Origin of the sequence: Plantibacter flavus, from assembly GCF_900177615.1 — a bacterium.
Lineage (GTDB): Bacteria > Actinomycetota > Actinomycetes > Actinomycetales > Microbacteriaceae > Plantibacter > Plantibacter flavus.
This window is the reverse complement of record NZ_FXAP01000001.1, coordinates 651508-665585: the sequence shown is the minus strand read 5'-3', so window position 1 is coordinate 665585 and position 14078 is coordinate 651508. Positions and strand designations below refer to the sequence as shown.

14 protein-coding genes are annotated in these 14078 nt (G+C 68.2%); 4 read left to right on the top strand and 10 right to left on the bottom strand.

Annotation, left to right across the window (positions count from 1 at the left end):
* Positions 1-2: 2 nt before the first annotated feature.
* A complete protein-coding gene (locus tag B9Y95_RS20825; protein ID WP_170169546.1) occupies positions 3-551 on the bottom strand; it encodes a hypothetical protein in 549 nt (182 codons plus the stop codon).
* 71 nt (positions 552-622) lie between these two features.
* On the opposite strand from B9Y95_RS20825, the gene B9Y95_RS03165 reads away from it, so the two are divergent.
* Positions 623-1009 carry a DoxX family protein gene (locus B9Y95_RS03165; RefSeq protein ID WP_234993943.1) on the top strand — a complete coding sequence of 129 codons (387 nt, stop codon included), beginning with the start codon at positions 623-625 and terminating at the stop codon, positions 1007-1009.
* A 45-nt stretch (positions 1010-1054) separates the two neighbouring features.
* On the opposite strand, the gene B9Y95_RS03160 is transcribed toward B9Y95_RS03165, so the two are convergent.
* The 6 genes from B9Y95_RS03160 to B9Y95_RS03135 all read right to left on the bottom strand — a co-directional run bounded on the left by B9Y95_RS03160 (position 1055) and on the right by B9Y95_RS03135 (position 7012).
* Positions 1055-1810, bottom strand: coding sequence for a copper homeostasis protein CutC (locus B9Y95_RS03160; RefSeq protein ID WP_064296255.1), 756 nt, complete (start codon positions 1808-1810; stop codon positions 1055-1057).
* Positions 1811-1863: 53 nt separating this feature from the next.
* Positions 1864-2775, bottom strand: a complete 912-nt coding sequence (locus tag B9Y95_RS03155; protein ID WP_085510586.1) for a carbohydrate ABC transporter permease — start codon at positions 2773-2775, stop codon at positions 1864-1866.
* Positions 2772-3776 (bottom strand): carbohydrate ABC transporter permease, encoded by a 1005-nt coding sequence (locus tag B9Y95_RS03150; protein WP_079705610.1) that lies wholly within the window; start codon positions 3774-3776, stop codon positions 2772-2774. The genes B9Y95_RS03155 and B9Y95_RS03150 overlap by 4 nt, the downstream gene beginning before the upstream one ends.
* Positions 3773-5179: an N-acetylglucosamine/diacetylchitobiose ABC transporter substrate-binding protein gene (gene ngcE / locus B9Y95_RS03145; RefSeq protein WP_079705609.1), complete on the bottom strand. Its 1407-nt coding sequence runs from the start codon at positions 5177-5179 to the stop codon at positions 3773-3775. Before ngcE ends, B9Y95_RS03150 begins: the two co-directional genes overlap by 4 nt.
* Positions 5180-5274: 95 nt before the next feature.
* On the bottom strand, positions 5275-6054 hold the full coding sequence (locus tag B9Y95_RS03140; RefSeq protein ID WP_085510585.1) for a sugar isomerase domain-containing protein: 780 nt from the start codon (positions 6052-6054) through the stop codon (positions 5275-5277).
* A gap of 10 nt (positions 6055-6064) precedes the next feature.
* The gene (locus B9Y95_RS03135) at positions 6065-7012 is read right to left on the bottom strand and encodes a MurR/RpiR family transcriptional regulator (RefSeq protein ID WP_079002196.1); all 948 of its coding nucleotides are present in this window, start codon (positions 7010-7012) and stop codon (positions 6065-6067) included.
* Between the two features lie 93 nt (positions 7013-7105).
* Here B9Y95_RS03135 and B9Y95_RS03130 point away from each other — a divergent pair, with 93 nt between their 5' ends.
* The 3 genes from B9Y95_RS03130 (at position 7106) to B9Y95_RS03120 (ending at position 10576) form a co-directional block, all read left to right on the top strand.
* Positions 7106-8131: an N-acetylglucosamine kinase gene (locus tag B9Y95_RS03130; protein ID WP_159453323.1), complete on the top strand. Its 1026-nt coding sequence runs from the start codon at positions 7106-7108 to the stop codon at positions 8129-8131.
* Positions 8128-9129 carry a Gfo/Idh/MocA family protein gene (locus B9Y95_RS03125; RefSeq protein ID WP_085510583.1) on the top strand — a complete coding sequence of 334 codons (1002 nt, stop codon included), beginning with the start codon at positions 8128-8130 and terminating at the stop codon, positions 9127-9129. Before B9Y95_RS03130 ends, B9Y95_RS03125 begins: the two co-directional genes overlap by 4 nt.
* 124 nt (positions 9130-9253) lie before the next feature.
* Entirely contained in the window at positions 9254-10576 is a 1323-nt protein-coding gene (locus tag B9Y95_RS03120; protein WP_234993942.1) for an alpha-L-fucosidase, read from the top strand.
* 88 nt (positions 10577-10664) lie between these two features.
* Here B9Y95_RS03120 and ilvC read toward each other — a convergent pair whose 3' ends face one another.
* From ilvC to B9Y95_RS03105, 3 genes are read right to left on the bottom strand one after another with little or no spacing between them, the layout of a single operon-like run.
* Complete coding sequence (gene ilvC / locus B9Y95_RS03115; RefSeq protein ID WP_085510582.1) at positions 10665-11693, bottom strand: ketol-acid reductoisomerase; 1029 nt, start codon at positions 11691-11693, stop codon at positions 10665-10667.
* Positions 11694-11741: 48 nt separating this feature from the next.
* Positions 11742-12251 (bottom strand): acetolactate synthase small subunit, encoded by a 510-nt coding sequence (gene ilvN / locus B9Y95_RS03110; protein WP_064296248.1) that lies wholly within the window; start codon positions 12249-12251, stop codon positions 11742-11744.
* Between the two features lie 2 nt (positions 12252-12253).
* The gene (locus B9Y95_RS03105; protein WP_085510581.1) at positions 12254-14059 is read right to left on the bottom strand and encodes an acetolactate synthase large subunit; all 1806 of its coding nucleotides are present in this window, start codon (positions 14057-14059) and stop codon (positions 12254-12256) included.
* Between the last annotated feature and the right edge of the window lie 19 nt (positions 14060-14078).

Sequence of the window (14078 nt, the reverse complement as noted above, 5' to 3'; positions counted from 1 at the left end):
GGTCACACTCCTCGGAGGAACGGCCAGGGCAGGATGAGCACGACACCGAGCAGGAGCATCGCGATCCTGACGACGGGTCTGCCGCCACGCGTCAACCAGAGCGTCGCGGCCATCCACACGGGTCCCGCGGCGACCGCGAGTCCCTGCCCGAGATCGAACATGAACCGCCCGACCGCATCGCTCGGGACGGCGGCGTCAGGACGGAACGCAGAGATCAGCCAACCGACGCTGTACAGCAGGAAGACCCCGCCGAAGATGCCGAGCGTGACGAGCATGACCGAACTCATCTGCTCGCGCTCCCCGGCGGCGGCCTCGTCCGTGACCCGGTCGGTGGGCTTCGCGACGTCGACCTCGACAGGAGGGGCCAGCGGTTCTTCGACCTGACCGGCCGACTCCGCGGCCGACGGGACCGCCGCGGTCGCCCGACCACGCGTGATCGGCTCCTGCGATGCGGGCTCGAGCGTGGTCCGGTCGCCGGAAGCCGAGGCATCGAGCGTCGGATCGTCGTCGCCCGCCCAGCTCAGCGCGTCTTCGTCCCGCGGCTCAGTCATACCGCCAGCCTATCGCCGCCGGGCCGACCACCGAGCGCGGCGATCCGGACTCGACGGAGCAGAATTGCCTGGTGAACCCGTTCCCGCTCCTGCAGTCCGTCCTGACCGTCGTCCTCGCGATCATGTTCATCGGCATGGGGGTCCTCCACTTCCTCCCGGGACCGGCGAGGACCATGGCCGCGATGATCCCGGCACCCTTCCGTTACAGCACCATCACACCGAGGACGCTCGTCGCCTTCACCGGTGTGTGCGAGATCGCGGGCGGCATCGGCCTGCTCGTCCCACCCACCAGGCTCGCCGCAGTGGTCTGCCTGATCGTGTTCCTCGTCGCGGTGTTCCCGGCGAACGCCGCAGCAGCGCGCCAGCCCGAGCGGTTCGGTCGCCTCGCCGTGCCGTTCGTCCCACGGCTCATCGGTCAGCTCGTGCTGATCATCGCCCTCGTCATCGTGGCGCTCTGATCGCTCGACGGGACCTGTCGACGATCCCGTCGGTGCCGACGGATCTCAGACGGCGACGGCAGCGCGCCTGGCCGCGGCCACCGCGCGAGCGACGGTCGTCGCGTCCGTGATGTCGTAGCTCGGCGACCCTCCGCCGGGGCCGGTCTCGGTGACCCGGCCGGCTCGACGCCGGGCGGAGAGGTGCACCGCGTCGACACCTGCCCGTGCGAGGGCGGGGATCGCATCGATCGTGACGCCGCCACCGGCCATGATCTGCATCGAGCTGTCGCCCCTCGAAGCCATCTGCGCGAGCTTCTCGGCACCGTCGATGCTCGCCCGCGCGCCGCCGGACGTCAGCAGACGGTCCACACCGGCGTCACGCAGCTGGTCGGCGGACCGGACGGGGTCGGTCGTCGCGTCGACGGCCCGATGGAAGGTCACCGCGAGCGAGCCCGCAGCCTGACGCAGCTGAGCCAGCGCCTCCAGGTCGATCGTGCGATCGGACCGGAGGGCGCCGACCACGATGCCCGCAGCGCCTGCGGCCTCGAGCGCGAGGATGTCGCCGGACATGACGTCGATCTCCGCGGGCGAGTAGACGAAACCGCCCTCTCGCGGACGCACGAGGACGTGCACGAAATCGCTGAGCCCGGCTTCGTCCGCAGCACGGACCGCCGCCATGACCAGTCCGATGGAGGGGGTGAGCCCACCGGTGCCGAGGGCCTGGCACAGCTCGACCCGCTGGGCTCCCTCGCGGATGGCGATGCGGACCCCCTCCACGTCCTGGACGGCGATCTCGACGGCGATTGGCGACTGGAGGCTCATTGGACCCATTGTTCCAGTGATCCGCTCGGGCCGAGGACGCGCACGCCGCTGCGCTACTTGTCCGTGCCCTGCGACACCGAACCCTGCAGCTGGCGCTGGAAGATCAGGTACACGATGAGCACGGGGACCACGGTGATCACGGACGCTGCGAAGAGCGCACCGAAGTCCACCGAGTACCCGGCCTGGGCGGCGAACGACGCCATCCCCTGCGTCAATACGTAGTTCTGCGGGTTCGAGTTGAGTGCCACCGGCAGGAGGAACTGGTTCCACAGCCCCACGAAGTTGAGGATCGCGACGGTCGCGAGCCCCGGCCTCGCCATGGGCAGCATCACCTGGAAGAAGGTCCGCCACTCCCCTGCTCCGTCGATCGCGGCCGCCTCCGCGATGGAGACCGGCAGCGACTTGAAGAACGAGAACAGGAAGAACACCGTGAACGGGAAGGCGAACGCCGCGTACGTGAGGATGAGTCCCGGGAGCGAGTTGAGCAACCCGAGGCTCTGCAGCACGAAGAACAACGGCACGATCGCGAGGAACACGGGGAACGTGAGGCCAGCGAGCATCAGGTAGTAGATCGCCCGGCTCCCGAAGAAGCGGAACCGCGCCAGCACGTACGCACACATCGAGCCGAACAGCATGGTCACGATGAGGGCGCCGAACACCACCACGATCGAGTTCAGGAAGAAGCTCCCGATCCCGGCCGTCGTCCACGCGTTCACGTAGTTGTCGAAGCTCCACTTCGATGGCAGCGAGAACGGCGAGGCGAAGATCTCGGAGCTCGTCTTGAACGACGACATGACCGTCCAGAGCAACGGGACGACGACCACGATCGACCAGATGATGAGCACCGTGTGCGATGCCGTCCCGACGACGCGGTCGCCCGTGGTCGGCTTGCGGCTGGCCGGTGTGCGCGTGCCGGTTCCGACGACCGCCGGGTTCGCGGTCGTCGCCGTGGTCTGGACGGTCATTCCGCCACCCCTTCATCGTTGCCGCCGGTGAGTCGGCTGACCAGGAAGACGACGCCCGCGAACATCAGGGTGACGAGCGCGAGCACGACCCCCATGGCGCAGGCGTAGCCGAACTGGCCCTTGGTGAACGCCGTCGTGAACAGCTGCTGCGACATCACGAGCGTCGTGTTGGACGGGCCGCCGCCGGGATTCAACGCGGCCATGTACACGAACGCGTCGAGGGCGAGGATGCCCATGTAGATGTACGCCGTCTGGATGTTGTCGCGGATCAGCGGGATCGTGATCGTGAGCGCGGTCCGCAGGCGACCCGCGCCGTCGATCCGTGCCGCCTCGTACACCTCGGCCGGCACGCCCTTGATCGCCGCGATGAAGAGCACCGTGTAGAACCCGATGAGTCCCCAGACGATGACGAACATGGTCGCGATCATCGCCGTGTCCGGCGAACCGAGCCAGGCGAAGGAGGTGAACTGGTCGAGCCCGATACCGGTCAGGAAGCCGTTCAGCAGACCGGACGACGGGTCGTAGATCTGCTTCCAGATGAGGCCGATGACGATGGCCGGCACGACATACGGGAAGAAGGTGATCACGCGGTACACGCTCGAGTTGCGGAGGCCGCGGATCGGACCGTTGCTCGGCCCGCCGATCGTGATGAGGGAGGCGAAGAGGAACGCGATCCCGAGGGTCACGAGCGGCAGGACGATCGCGAGCGCGACGCTGTTGCCCATGGACTGGAGGAAGGTCTGGTCCTGGAAGAGCTTCGTGTAGTTCGAGAACCCGACGAAGTCCATGCCCGGGGAGAACCCGGACCAGTTCGTCAACGAGTAGTACGCCGCCTGCGCGAACGGCGAGACCACGAAGACGACGTACCCCACCACCGGCACGATCAGGAAGACCAGGAAGAACGAGACCCGGTCGAACGTGAAGTCCCGGCGGCGCAACCGCCGGGCGGCGGGAGGGGTAGCCCCTCCCACCTTCCCGATCGGCGTGCCGACCGCCGTCATTTGACGGTGACCTTGTCCACGGAGTCGTCGTTACGGACCTTGTCGGAGATGTCCTGCATGCCCTTGGTGAGCGTGGCGACGTCGGAACCGCCCTGCAGGAACGTGTTCCAGAGGACGAGGAGGTCCGTGTTGAGTCCGTACAGGTCGATGAAGCTCCACGAGAACACGTCGGTGCCCGCGTCGTTCAACATCTTCACCTGGGACACGAGCGCCGTCGAACCGAAGCCGTCCTCGGGGATCGTGTCCTTGACGATCGTCGACGAGAAGGTCGTCTTGGCGAAGTTCACCGCGGCGTCGTTCGACAACATGGCCCGCAGGAACTCCTTGCCACCGCCGACGTTCTTGCCCTGCGACGGGACGATGAACCCTTCACCCGCGGTGCTGTGGAGCGCCGAGTACGGCAGGGCGGAGTCGGCGGAGACCGTCGGCTCGGGCGCGCCGGTCATCTTGAAGCCGTCCTTCGTCTGGGTCTTCATCTCGTTCTCGATCCAGCCACCCGAGGGGTAGAGGATGAAGTCCTCCGAGTTGCTCCACTGCGCCTGCGCAGCCGTGAACTGCGTTCCGGCGCCACCGGGCTTGACGTACCCGGCGTCGATGATCGCCTTGAGACCCTTGAGCACGTCCTGGACGGCCGGCTTCGACCAGCAGTCCGCCTCGAGGTTCTCGAGCGCCAGACGGACCTCGTCGCCACCCTCCTTGATCGCGGACGCGATCGCCATCGTCAGGTAGTAGGTGGCCGCCTCGGTACCCCAGCCGAACAGATACTTGCCCTGCGCCTTGGCCTTCGCACCGAGGTCGAGTGCCTCGGCCCAGGTCTTCGGGGGCGTCCAGCCGTTCGCCTCGAAGAGCGCCGCCGAGTACCAGACCGCGTAGACCGTCAGCACGTAGTTCAGCTGGACGAACTTGCCGTCGAAGGTGCCCGGCTCGACGACACCCGGGTAGAGGGTGTCCTTGATGACCTTGCCCTCGTAGTTCTTCGCTTCGATGACGTCCGTCAGGTCGGCGAGCTGCTCGCGGATGGTGTTGATGCCGATGAGGCCGGCGCCGCTGTTGTCGATGACGTCCGGCGGGTTGCCGGCGACGAACCGCGGCTGGAGGGTCTGCGCGATGTTCGTCGCGGCCGTGACCTTGACGGTCGAGCCCGCCTGCTGCTTCTCGACGAGCTTCCCGGCGAACTCGGTGTACTCGATGCCGTACCCGCCCTTGAAGATGACGGCGTCGACCGTCGAGTTGGCGGCCATGCCGAACGGGTTGTCGGCCGAGACCGGTCCGCCGGTGGTGGTGGCCCCGCCTCCGCCGCCGACACAGGACGCGAGCGTCCCGCCCAGCGGGAGGAGGATCGCGGTCGCGAGTGCTCCTCGCAGGAAATCGCGGCGTTGGAGCGTTGCTGGCTGCTTGTCCATCGGTCTACCTTCCAGTGATTCGAGTGTTGCCCGGGTGTGGTGCTGTCGGGGTGGTGGTGTCGGGTGTGTGGTGCGGGTGGTGCGACGCCTCGGGTTCAGGCGTCACGTCTGATCCGGCCTCGGTAGCGGTCCTCGAGCACACTGTTGTGCTCGTCGCCGCCCGGGATGTTGGCCGAGATGTAGAGCGGTGGGGTCTCGCCGGTCGCCGCGATCCTCGCCGCGACGCCGATGGTGAGGAGCTGCGCGAGGTAGGCCGCCGTGATCGAGGACACCGCGCCGACCGGGACACCGTCCTGGACCTCGATGGTCGCGTCGCCGAACGGAGCACGGTTGTCGAGCACCACGTCGGCCACCTCGGAGAGCCGCAGCCCACTCGGGTGCTTCGGCTCGACGCGCGAGGTGTGCTCGAGCGAGGTCACGGCGATGACGGGGTGGCCGTGCTCCTTGGCGATCAGGGCGAGTCCCACGATCGACCCGTTGACGCCGGAGTTCGACGCGATGATGAACACGTCGCCCTCCCCCACCGGTGAGATCGCGAAGAGCTCCGCCGCGACGTCGCCGCTGCGCTCCAGCGCGGCACCACCGAGGTCGTCGACGGACCGTTCGCCGCGGAGGACGACGTCCCGCAGGGCGATCTTGTTCGTCGGGATCAGTCCACCGGCGCGGCCGGCGATCTCCATTGCGAACGCCTCCGAGTGGCCGGTGCCGAACGCCTGGATGACCGCTCCGCGCTCGAGGGCCGCGACCAGCAGGTCGATCGCCGGATCGAGTTCGCCGGACCGTGCCGCCTGGGTGATGTCCGCGAGACGCGAGGTGACCTCGTCGGTGTAGCGATCGACGTGATCGGTCCAGGTGCTGGTGGATGTGGTGCTCATTCGGTTCCTCTCAGACGCCCACGGGCGAGGCGGTCTCGGACAGGGCTCCGGCCTTGGTCGGTCGGCGGTGCGGGGCGACCGCGAGGGCGGAGGCCGCGAGGCGCTTGGTCGTGCGCTCGAAGTTCTGCTGCGCGACGAACAGGTACAACAGATCCAGGACGAACAGCTGACCGTGCTTGGCGGAGAGGTCGTCGGGCTGCAGGAATCGTTCGTGGGCCGAGGTGATGATGGCCAGCGTCGACGCGGCGACGAGCGGGGAGTCCGGGTTGTTGCTGATCGCCACGGTGAGCGCGCCAGCGCGACCCGCCTGGCGGAGCATCTGGATGGTCTCCTCGGTGCGCCCGGTGTTGCTGATCCCCAGGGCGACGGAGTCCGGTCCCTGGATCGCCGCGCTGGTGAGGCCCGCGTGGACCTCCGACCAGGCGTGCGTGCTGATGCCGATCCGGTACAGCCTGGCCTGCATCTCGTCGGCGAGCATCGCGCTGCCGCCGACACCGTAGATGTCGACGTTCCGACTGCGCGCGATGGCTGCGGCGATCTCGAGCATGACCTCGAGGTCGATCACGTCGGCGGTCTCGCGCAGCGTCCGGGTGTGCGCGTTGAGCAGCGTGCTCAGGACGTCCGGAGCCGAGTCGTCGGGGCCGAACGCCCGGCCGATGTCGGTCTGCCAGGAGTCGCGTGCGGTGCTGCGACCGAAGTCCTTGGCGAGGTCGACCCGGAACGGCGCGTAGCCGGTGTATCCGATGATCCGGCAGAAGCGGGTGATGGTCGCCGCTGAGACGCCCGAATCGGCTGCGAGCTCACCGATCGTGAGGGTGAGGGGCGCGTCGGGGTTCTCCAACAGGTAGTCCGCGATACGCAGCATGACCCCGGACATCTCCGGCATCCGCGACCGAATCCGGTTGGTCACGCCGGTGGCGTGCTCGACCGGTGGGTCGGTGCGGATGGAAACAGTCATGGAAATTCCTTTTCTCCTTCGTTGGAGTGACGCGAAACTGATTCTTACAGTACGTTGTGGCCCACGGCAACATGTTTCGAGATGATGACGATGATGAAAACAACTCTGGCGGTCGACGCCGGCGGCACCTCGTCCCGCGCGGTGCTCGTTGACGCCTCCGGACGTCGCCTCGGTTCCGGGCGCGCGGGCGGCGGGAATCCGACGTCGTCCGGCGTGGACAGCGCTGCCACGCAGATCGCGCTCGCGGCTCGTGCAGCCCTCGACCAGGCCAGGACGACCTCGTCCATACCGCCCCTCCCGTCCGGGTCGCCCGTGGTGATCACGCAGGCGGGGCAGGTGTCCGACGCCTACCGCCGCGCATTGGACGCGCACCTCGTACCGCTCGGACTCGGACCGGTCGTGATCGAGCCGGATCTGCTCGGCATGTACGGCTCCGGCTCGGCGTCGCCGGACGGCGTCGTGCTCGTCGCGGGGACCGGGAGCGTCGCGGGACGGATCAGGGACCGTCTCGTCGTCCGGGAGGTCGGCGGCGCCGGCTGGCTCCTCGGTGACGGCGGCTCCGGGTTCTGGATCGCCCGACGCGTGATCCGCGCGGTCGCCGCCGACCTCGACGGCATCGGACCCCGCACGGGGCTCACCCCGCTGCTCTCCCAGGCGGTCGGGTTCACTCCGGACCCGTCTTCACCCGGTGACGCGGACCACCGCCGGTCCCCGGTACTCGACACACTCATCCGGTCGGTGAACGACGGTCCCCCCATCGCCATCGCCCGCCTGGCGCCGCTCGCCTTCCAAGCCGCGGACGACGACGTCGCGCGGTCCATCCTCGACGCTGCCGTCGACCGCTTGGCGGTCCTCGTGGAACGGGTGCTGGCTCCGGATTCCGACCACGGAGAGAGCACCCTCGTCGTCGGCGGCAGTGTGCTCGTCGACGGACTCCTCCCGTCCGTCCCCTCAGCCGCGGAGCGCCTGACATCGGCTGCCGCCGGGGCCAGACTCGTCCCGGTCGCCGACGGCCTCGTCGGAGCCGCCGCCCTGGGCATCAGGATGCTGGGCGGGGACGTCGACGACGCGACCCTCAGCCGCTTGCGCGAGGACCTGGCTGCTGGGGCGACGCGGTGACGGCGGACCGGATCGCCGTCATCGGCACCGGTGCCATGGGGCTGGCACACGTCCGCGCGCTCGCCGGACTCGGTGCAGCGGACAGGATCGCCTACCTGTGCTCGGCCCGGTCGCCGAGAGCCATGCCGGAGGCGCCGGCCGCACGACTCACCACCTCGGTCGACGAGGTGCTCCGGGATGCCTCCGTGGGGATCGTCGTCATCTGCACGCCGACCGACACCCATCGGGATCTCGCCGTCAGGGCGCTCCGTGCCGGCAAGCACGTCCTGCTGGAGAAACCGATCGCCCTGACGCTCGCCGACGCCCACACGATCCTGCGCACCGCCGACGAGTCCAGCCGGACGTTCATGGTCGCGCATGTCGTCAGGTTCTTCGGCGGGTACGAGGCGATCGACGACGCGGTGCGGGACGAGGCTGTCGGCACACCCCTCGCCGTCACGGCCGAACGGCTGAGCTCCCCCGCCGCCCCGTCACCGTGGTGGCAGGACGAGCGACGCTCCGGCGGCCCCCTCGTCGACTTCGCGATCCACGACTTCGACCAGCTGAACCAGCTCCTCGGTCAGCCGCGATCCGTGTCAGCACGACGCACCGGTACCGGTCGCCCGATCGAGACGACGGTCGACTACGCCGACGGCGGGATCGGGCGCGTCCTCACCTCCATGGAGCTCCCGCCGGCCTTCGGATTCAGCTCGGCCATCGAGGTGCTCGGCAGCACCGGGCTCCTCGCCCACCGATTCGTCGGCGGATCCCCGACCCACACACCGCCGCTCTCGGTCGACGCGCTCGGGTCGGCCGCCGCGCACGGCCCCTACGACCTCGACGAGACCGATCCCTACCGACGACAGATGGCCTCCTTCCTCGACTGCGTGGAGCGAGACGTCCAACCGTTCCGAGTGACCGGCCGGAGTGCCCTCGCGGCCCTGACGGTCGCGTTGGCGGCGAAGACATCGCTGGACACCGGCGTGCCCGTGCAGGTCGTCGAACCGCACGACGCCTGAACCGTCGACGCGCAGCCGGTCCGACGTCCTGACCACGCCGGCCCACCGGACAGCAGACATCCGACCTTTCGTGTTAGCCTGCCCCCGCACCGCCGTGAACCCACTCGACGATCGAAGGGCCGCCGTGACCGAGACCACCATCCCCCGACCCGACACCGCCTGGTTCAACGAGGCGAGATTCGGATTGTTCCTGCACTGGGGCCTCTACGCCCTCCCAGCACGCCATGAGTGGGTGCAGACGCGGGAACACCTCTCGGCCGAACACTACGAGCGCTACCGCGAGCACTTCGACCCCGACCGGTTCGACCCCCGCGCCTGGGCCAAGCAGGCCAAGGCGGCCGGCTTCCGGTACGCGGTCCTCACGACGAAGCACCACGACGGGTTCTGCCTGTGGGACTCGGCGCTCACCGACTTCACGTCCATGCACACGCCCGCCGGCCGTGACCTCGTGGCGGAGTTCGTGGAGGCCTTCCGCGCCGAGGGGCTCCGAATCGGCTTCTACCACTCGCTCATCGACTGGCATCACCCCGACTTCACGGTCGACGGCATCCACCCGCGACGCGACGACCCCGAGGCGCTCGCAGCGAACGCCGACCGGGACTGGTCCCGCTACCGGGACTACCTGCACGGCCAGGTGCGCGAGCTGCTCACCGGCTACGGCCCGATCGACTACCTCTTCTTCGACTTCAGCTACTCGCAGGGCATCGAAGGTCTGCCGGGGAAGGGCGCCGCCGACTGGGGCTCCGAGGAACTCGTCGAGATGATCCGCGGGCTGCAGCCGGAGATCCTCATCAACGACCGCCTCGAACTCCCGGGCGACGTCACCACCCCGGAGCAGTACCAGCCCGTGGTGACACCGGTCGGTCCCGACGGCCACCCCCTCCGGTGGGAGGCCTGCCAGACCCTGAACGGCAGCTGGGGGTACGACCGCGACAACCTCGACTACAAGTCGCCGGAGCTGCTCCTGCGGATGCTCATCGATTCGGTCTCGAAGAACGGCAACATGCTGCTGAACATCGGACCGACCGCGCGCGGGACGATCGATCCTCGCGCGATCGAACGACTCGAGGTCCTCGCCGACTGGTTCGCGCTCCACGAGCGCGCGATCCGAGGATGCGGACCGTCGGAGTTCAGCAGTCCGACCGACGTCCGATACACGCAACGCGGCGACCGGCTGTACGTGCACGTCTTCGCCTGGCCGTTCGTGCACCTGCACCTGCCCGGTCTCGGCGGCCGGGTGCGCTACGCGCAGCTGTTGTCGGACGGCTCCGAGGTGCCGTTCCAGGTGCATCGCCCGGAGCACGATCTGCCGAACCAGCACACCCAACCGAAGGGACTCGGTCCCGACACGGTGACCCTGCACCTGCCGATCGGTGAACCCGACACCCCGATCCCGGTCATCGAGATCTTCCTCGAGCCGGGCACGACCGGAGCAGCGACCGCCTGAGGGCTCCCGCAGACGACGGAACGCCCGCCCCGACGGATCGGGGCGGGCGTTCTGGCTCGGTGCCGCTGGGCGGCAGGACGAGCGGAGACTAGCGGGCGACGCTGCCGTCGACGTAGTCGTCGTCGTTCGAGGCGTTCCACGCGAAGAGCTTGCGCAGCTCGCGACCGGTGGCCTCGATCGGGTGGTCCTCGCCCTTCTTGCGCAGCTCGAGGAACTCGGGCGCGCCGGCGTCCTGGTCGTCGATGAAGCGCTTGGCGAAGGTGCCGTCCTGGATGTCCTTGAGGACGGCCTGCATGTTGGTCTTGACGCTCGGGTCGATGACGCGCGGGCCGGAGACGTAGTCGCCGTACTCAGCCGTGTCGGAGACGCTCCAACGCTGCTTGGCGATGCCACCCTCCCAGATGAGGTCGACGATGAGCTTCAGCTCGTGGAGCACCTCGAAGTAGGCGATCTGCGGCTGGTACCCGGCCTCGGTGAGGGTCTCGAAGCCGTACTGGATCAGCTGCGAGACGCCACCGCACAGGACGGCCTGCTCGCCGAAGAGGTCGGTCTCGGTCTCCTCGGTGAAGGTGGTCTTGATGCCGCCGGCACGGAGGCCACCGATCGCCTTGGCGTAGGACCAGGCGAGCGCCCAGGCTCCACCGGTCTCGTCCTTCTCGACGGCGACGATGACGGGGACGCCGCGGCCGGCCTCGTACTCGCGACGCACGGTGTGGCCCGGGCCCTTCGGGGCGACCATGAAGATGTCGACGCCCTCGGGAGCCTCGATGTAGCCGAAGCGGATGTTGAAGCCGTGGCCGAAGACGAGCGCCTTGCCCGGAGCGAGCTGGTCCTTGATGGACTCGGCGAAGATCGTGCGCTGGTACTGGTCCGGAGCGAGGATGACGATGACGTCGGCCCATGCGGAGGCGTCGGCGACGTTCTTGACGGTGAAGCCCTGCTCCTCGGCCTTGGCGATCGACTTCGAGCCGTCCTTCAGGCCGACGACGACCTCGACACCGGAGTCGCGGAGGTTGAGCGCGTGTGCGTGGCCCTGCGAGCCGTAGCCGACGACGGCAACCTTCTTGCCCTGGATGAGCGACAGGTCTGCGTCCTGGTCGTAGAAAATCTCAGTCACTGGTGGTTCTCTCCTTGGTTGTGGTTTCGCAATATGCCGCAGATGCGACTAGTTCTTGAAGACGCGTTCGGTGATGGACTTCGAGCCGCGCCCGATGGCGAGGAGACCCGATTGGGCGATCTCCTTGATGCCGTAGGGCTCGAGCACCTTGAGGAGCGCGGTCGTCTTCCCGGAGTCGCCCGTGACCTCGATCACGAGGGCGTCGGTCGCCACGTCGACGACGCGGGCCCGGAACAGGTTGACGGCTTCCAGCACCTGGGAACGGGTGGAGTTGTCGACGCGGACCTTGATGAGCAGGTGCTCACGCTGGACGGACTGCGCCGGATCCAGCTCGACGATCTTGATGACGTTGATGAGCTTGTTCAGCTGCTTCGTCACCTGCTCGAGCGGAAGCTCCTCGACGTCGACGACGACCGTGATCCGGGACAGGCCCTCGATCTCGCTGTGGCCGACCGCGAGGCTCTCGATGTTGAAGCCCCGACGGGCGAACAACCCGGCGACGCGGGTCAGCAGACCGGGCTTGTCCTCGACGAGGAGGCTCAGGACGTGGCTGCTCATGCTCAGGCCTCCTCATCGAACGACGGACTGTGGTCCTTGGCGTACTGGACGTAGCTGTTGCTGACACCCTGCGGCACCATCGGCCACACCATCGCGTCGGCACTCACGACGAAGTCGATGACGACCGGACGGTCGTTCGTCTCCAGGGCGAGCTTGATGGCGGCGTCGACCTCCTCCTCCTTCGTCACGCGGATCGCGAGGCAACCGTAGGCCTCGGCCAGCTTGACGAAGTCGGGGATGCGGATGGTGTCGTGCCCGGTGTTCAGGTCGGTGTTCGAGTACCGACCGTCGTAGAAGAGCGTCTGCCACTGGCGGACCATGCCCAGTGAGGAGTTGTTGATGATCGCGACCTTGATCGGGATGTTGTTGATCGTGCAGGTCGCGAGTTCCTGGTTGGTCATCTGGAAGCAGCCGTCGCCGTCGATCGCCCACACGTGGCGATCGGGCTGGGCCACCTTGGCACCCATGGCCGCGGGAACCGAGTAGCCCATGGTCCCGGCACCACCGGAGTTCAGCCAGGAGTTCGGACGCTCGTACTTGATGAACTGCGCCGCCCACATCTGGTGCTGGCCGACGCCCGACGCGAAGACGCCCTCCGGACCGGTGATCTCGCCGATGCGGGAGATCACGTGCTGTGGCGAGAGCAGACCGTCGGTCGGCTCGGCGTAGCCCAGCGGGAACTCCTCGCGGAGACCGTCGAGGTAGGACCACCACTCGGCGATGTCGGGGGTGACCTCGCGGGCGGCTGCCTCGAACGCCGACTGGAGGTCGACGATGACGTCCTTAGCGTCGCCCACGATGGGGACGTCCGCGATGCGGATCTTCGAGATCTCGGCCGGGTCGACGTCCACGTGGACGACCTTGGCGTTCGGCGCGAAGAGCGAGGCCTTGCCGGTCACGCGGTCGTCGAACCGGGCACCGAGCGACACGAGCAGGTCGGCCTCCTGCAGCGCGAGCACCGCCGGGACGGTGCCGTGCATGCCGGGCATGCCGAGGTGCTGCGTGTGCGAGTCGGGGAACGCCCCGCGAGCCATGAGCGTCGTCACGACCGGAGCCCCGGTCGCCTCGGCCAGCGCGAGCAGTTCCTCGGAGGCCTTGGAGCGGATCACGCCGCCGCCGACGTACAGCACCGGCTTCTTGGCGTTGACGAGCAGCTGCGCAGCGGCCTGGATCTGCTTGCCGTGCGCCTTCGTCACCGGGCGGTAGCCGGGCAGGTCGACCTTCGGCGGCCAGATGAACGGCGCCTCGGCCTGCTGGGCGTCCTTGGTGATGTCGACCAGAACCGGTCCGGGACGGCCGGTACCCGCGATCTCGTAGGCCGCGGCGATGGCCGCCGGGACCTCCTCCGGGGTCTTGACGAGGAAGGAGTGCTTCGTGATCGGCATGGTGATGCCGACGATGTCCGCCTCCTGGAACGCGTCAGTGCCCATGAGGGTCGAGAACACCTGACCGGTGATCGCGACCATCGGCACCGAGTCCATGTAGGCGTCGGCGATGGCGGTGACGAGGTTCGTCGCGCCGGGGCCGGACGTCGCGATGCACACGCCGATCCCGCCACCGGCGGCGGCGTATCCTTCGGCCGCGTGGCCGGCGCCCTGCTCGTGTCGGACCAGGATGTGACGGAGCTTCGTCGAGTCCATCAGCGGGTCGTAGGTCGGCAGGATCGCTCCGCCGGGCAGACCGAAGATGTCGGTGACCCCGAGGAGCTCGAGCGATCGGACGATCGCCTGGGCTCCCGTCAGGATCTCCGGTGCGGCCGGGGCCGCAGGTGTTCTGGGATGAGGCACGGGTTGGGATTCCGTGGGCATGATGATTCCTTCAGCGATG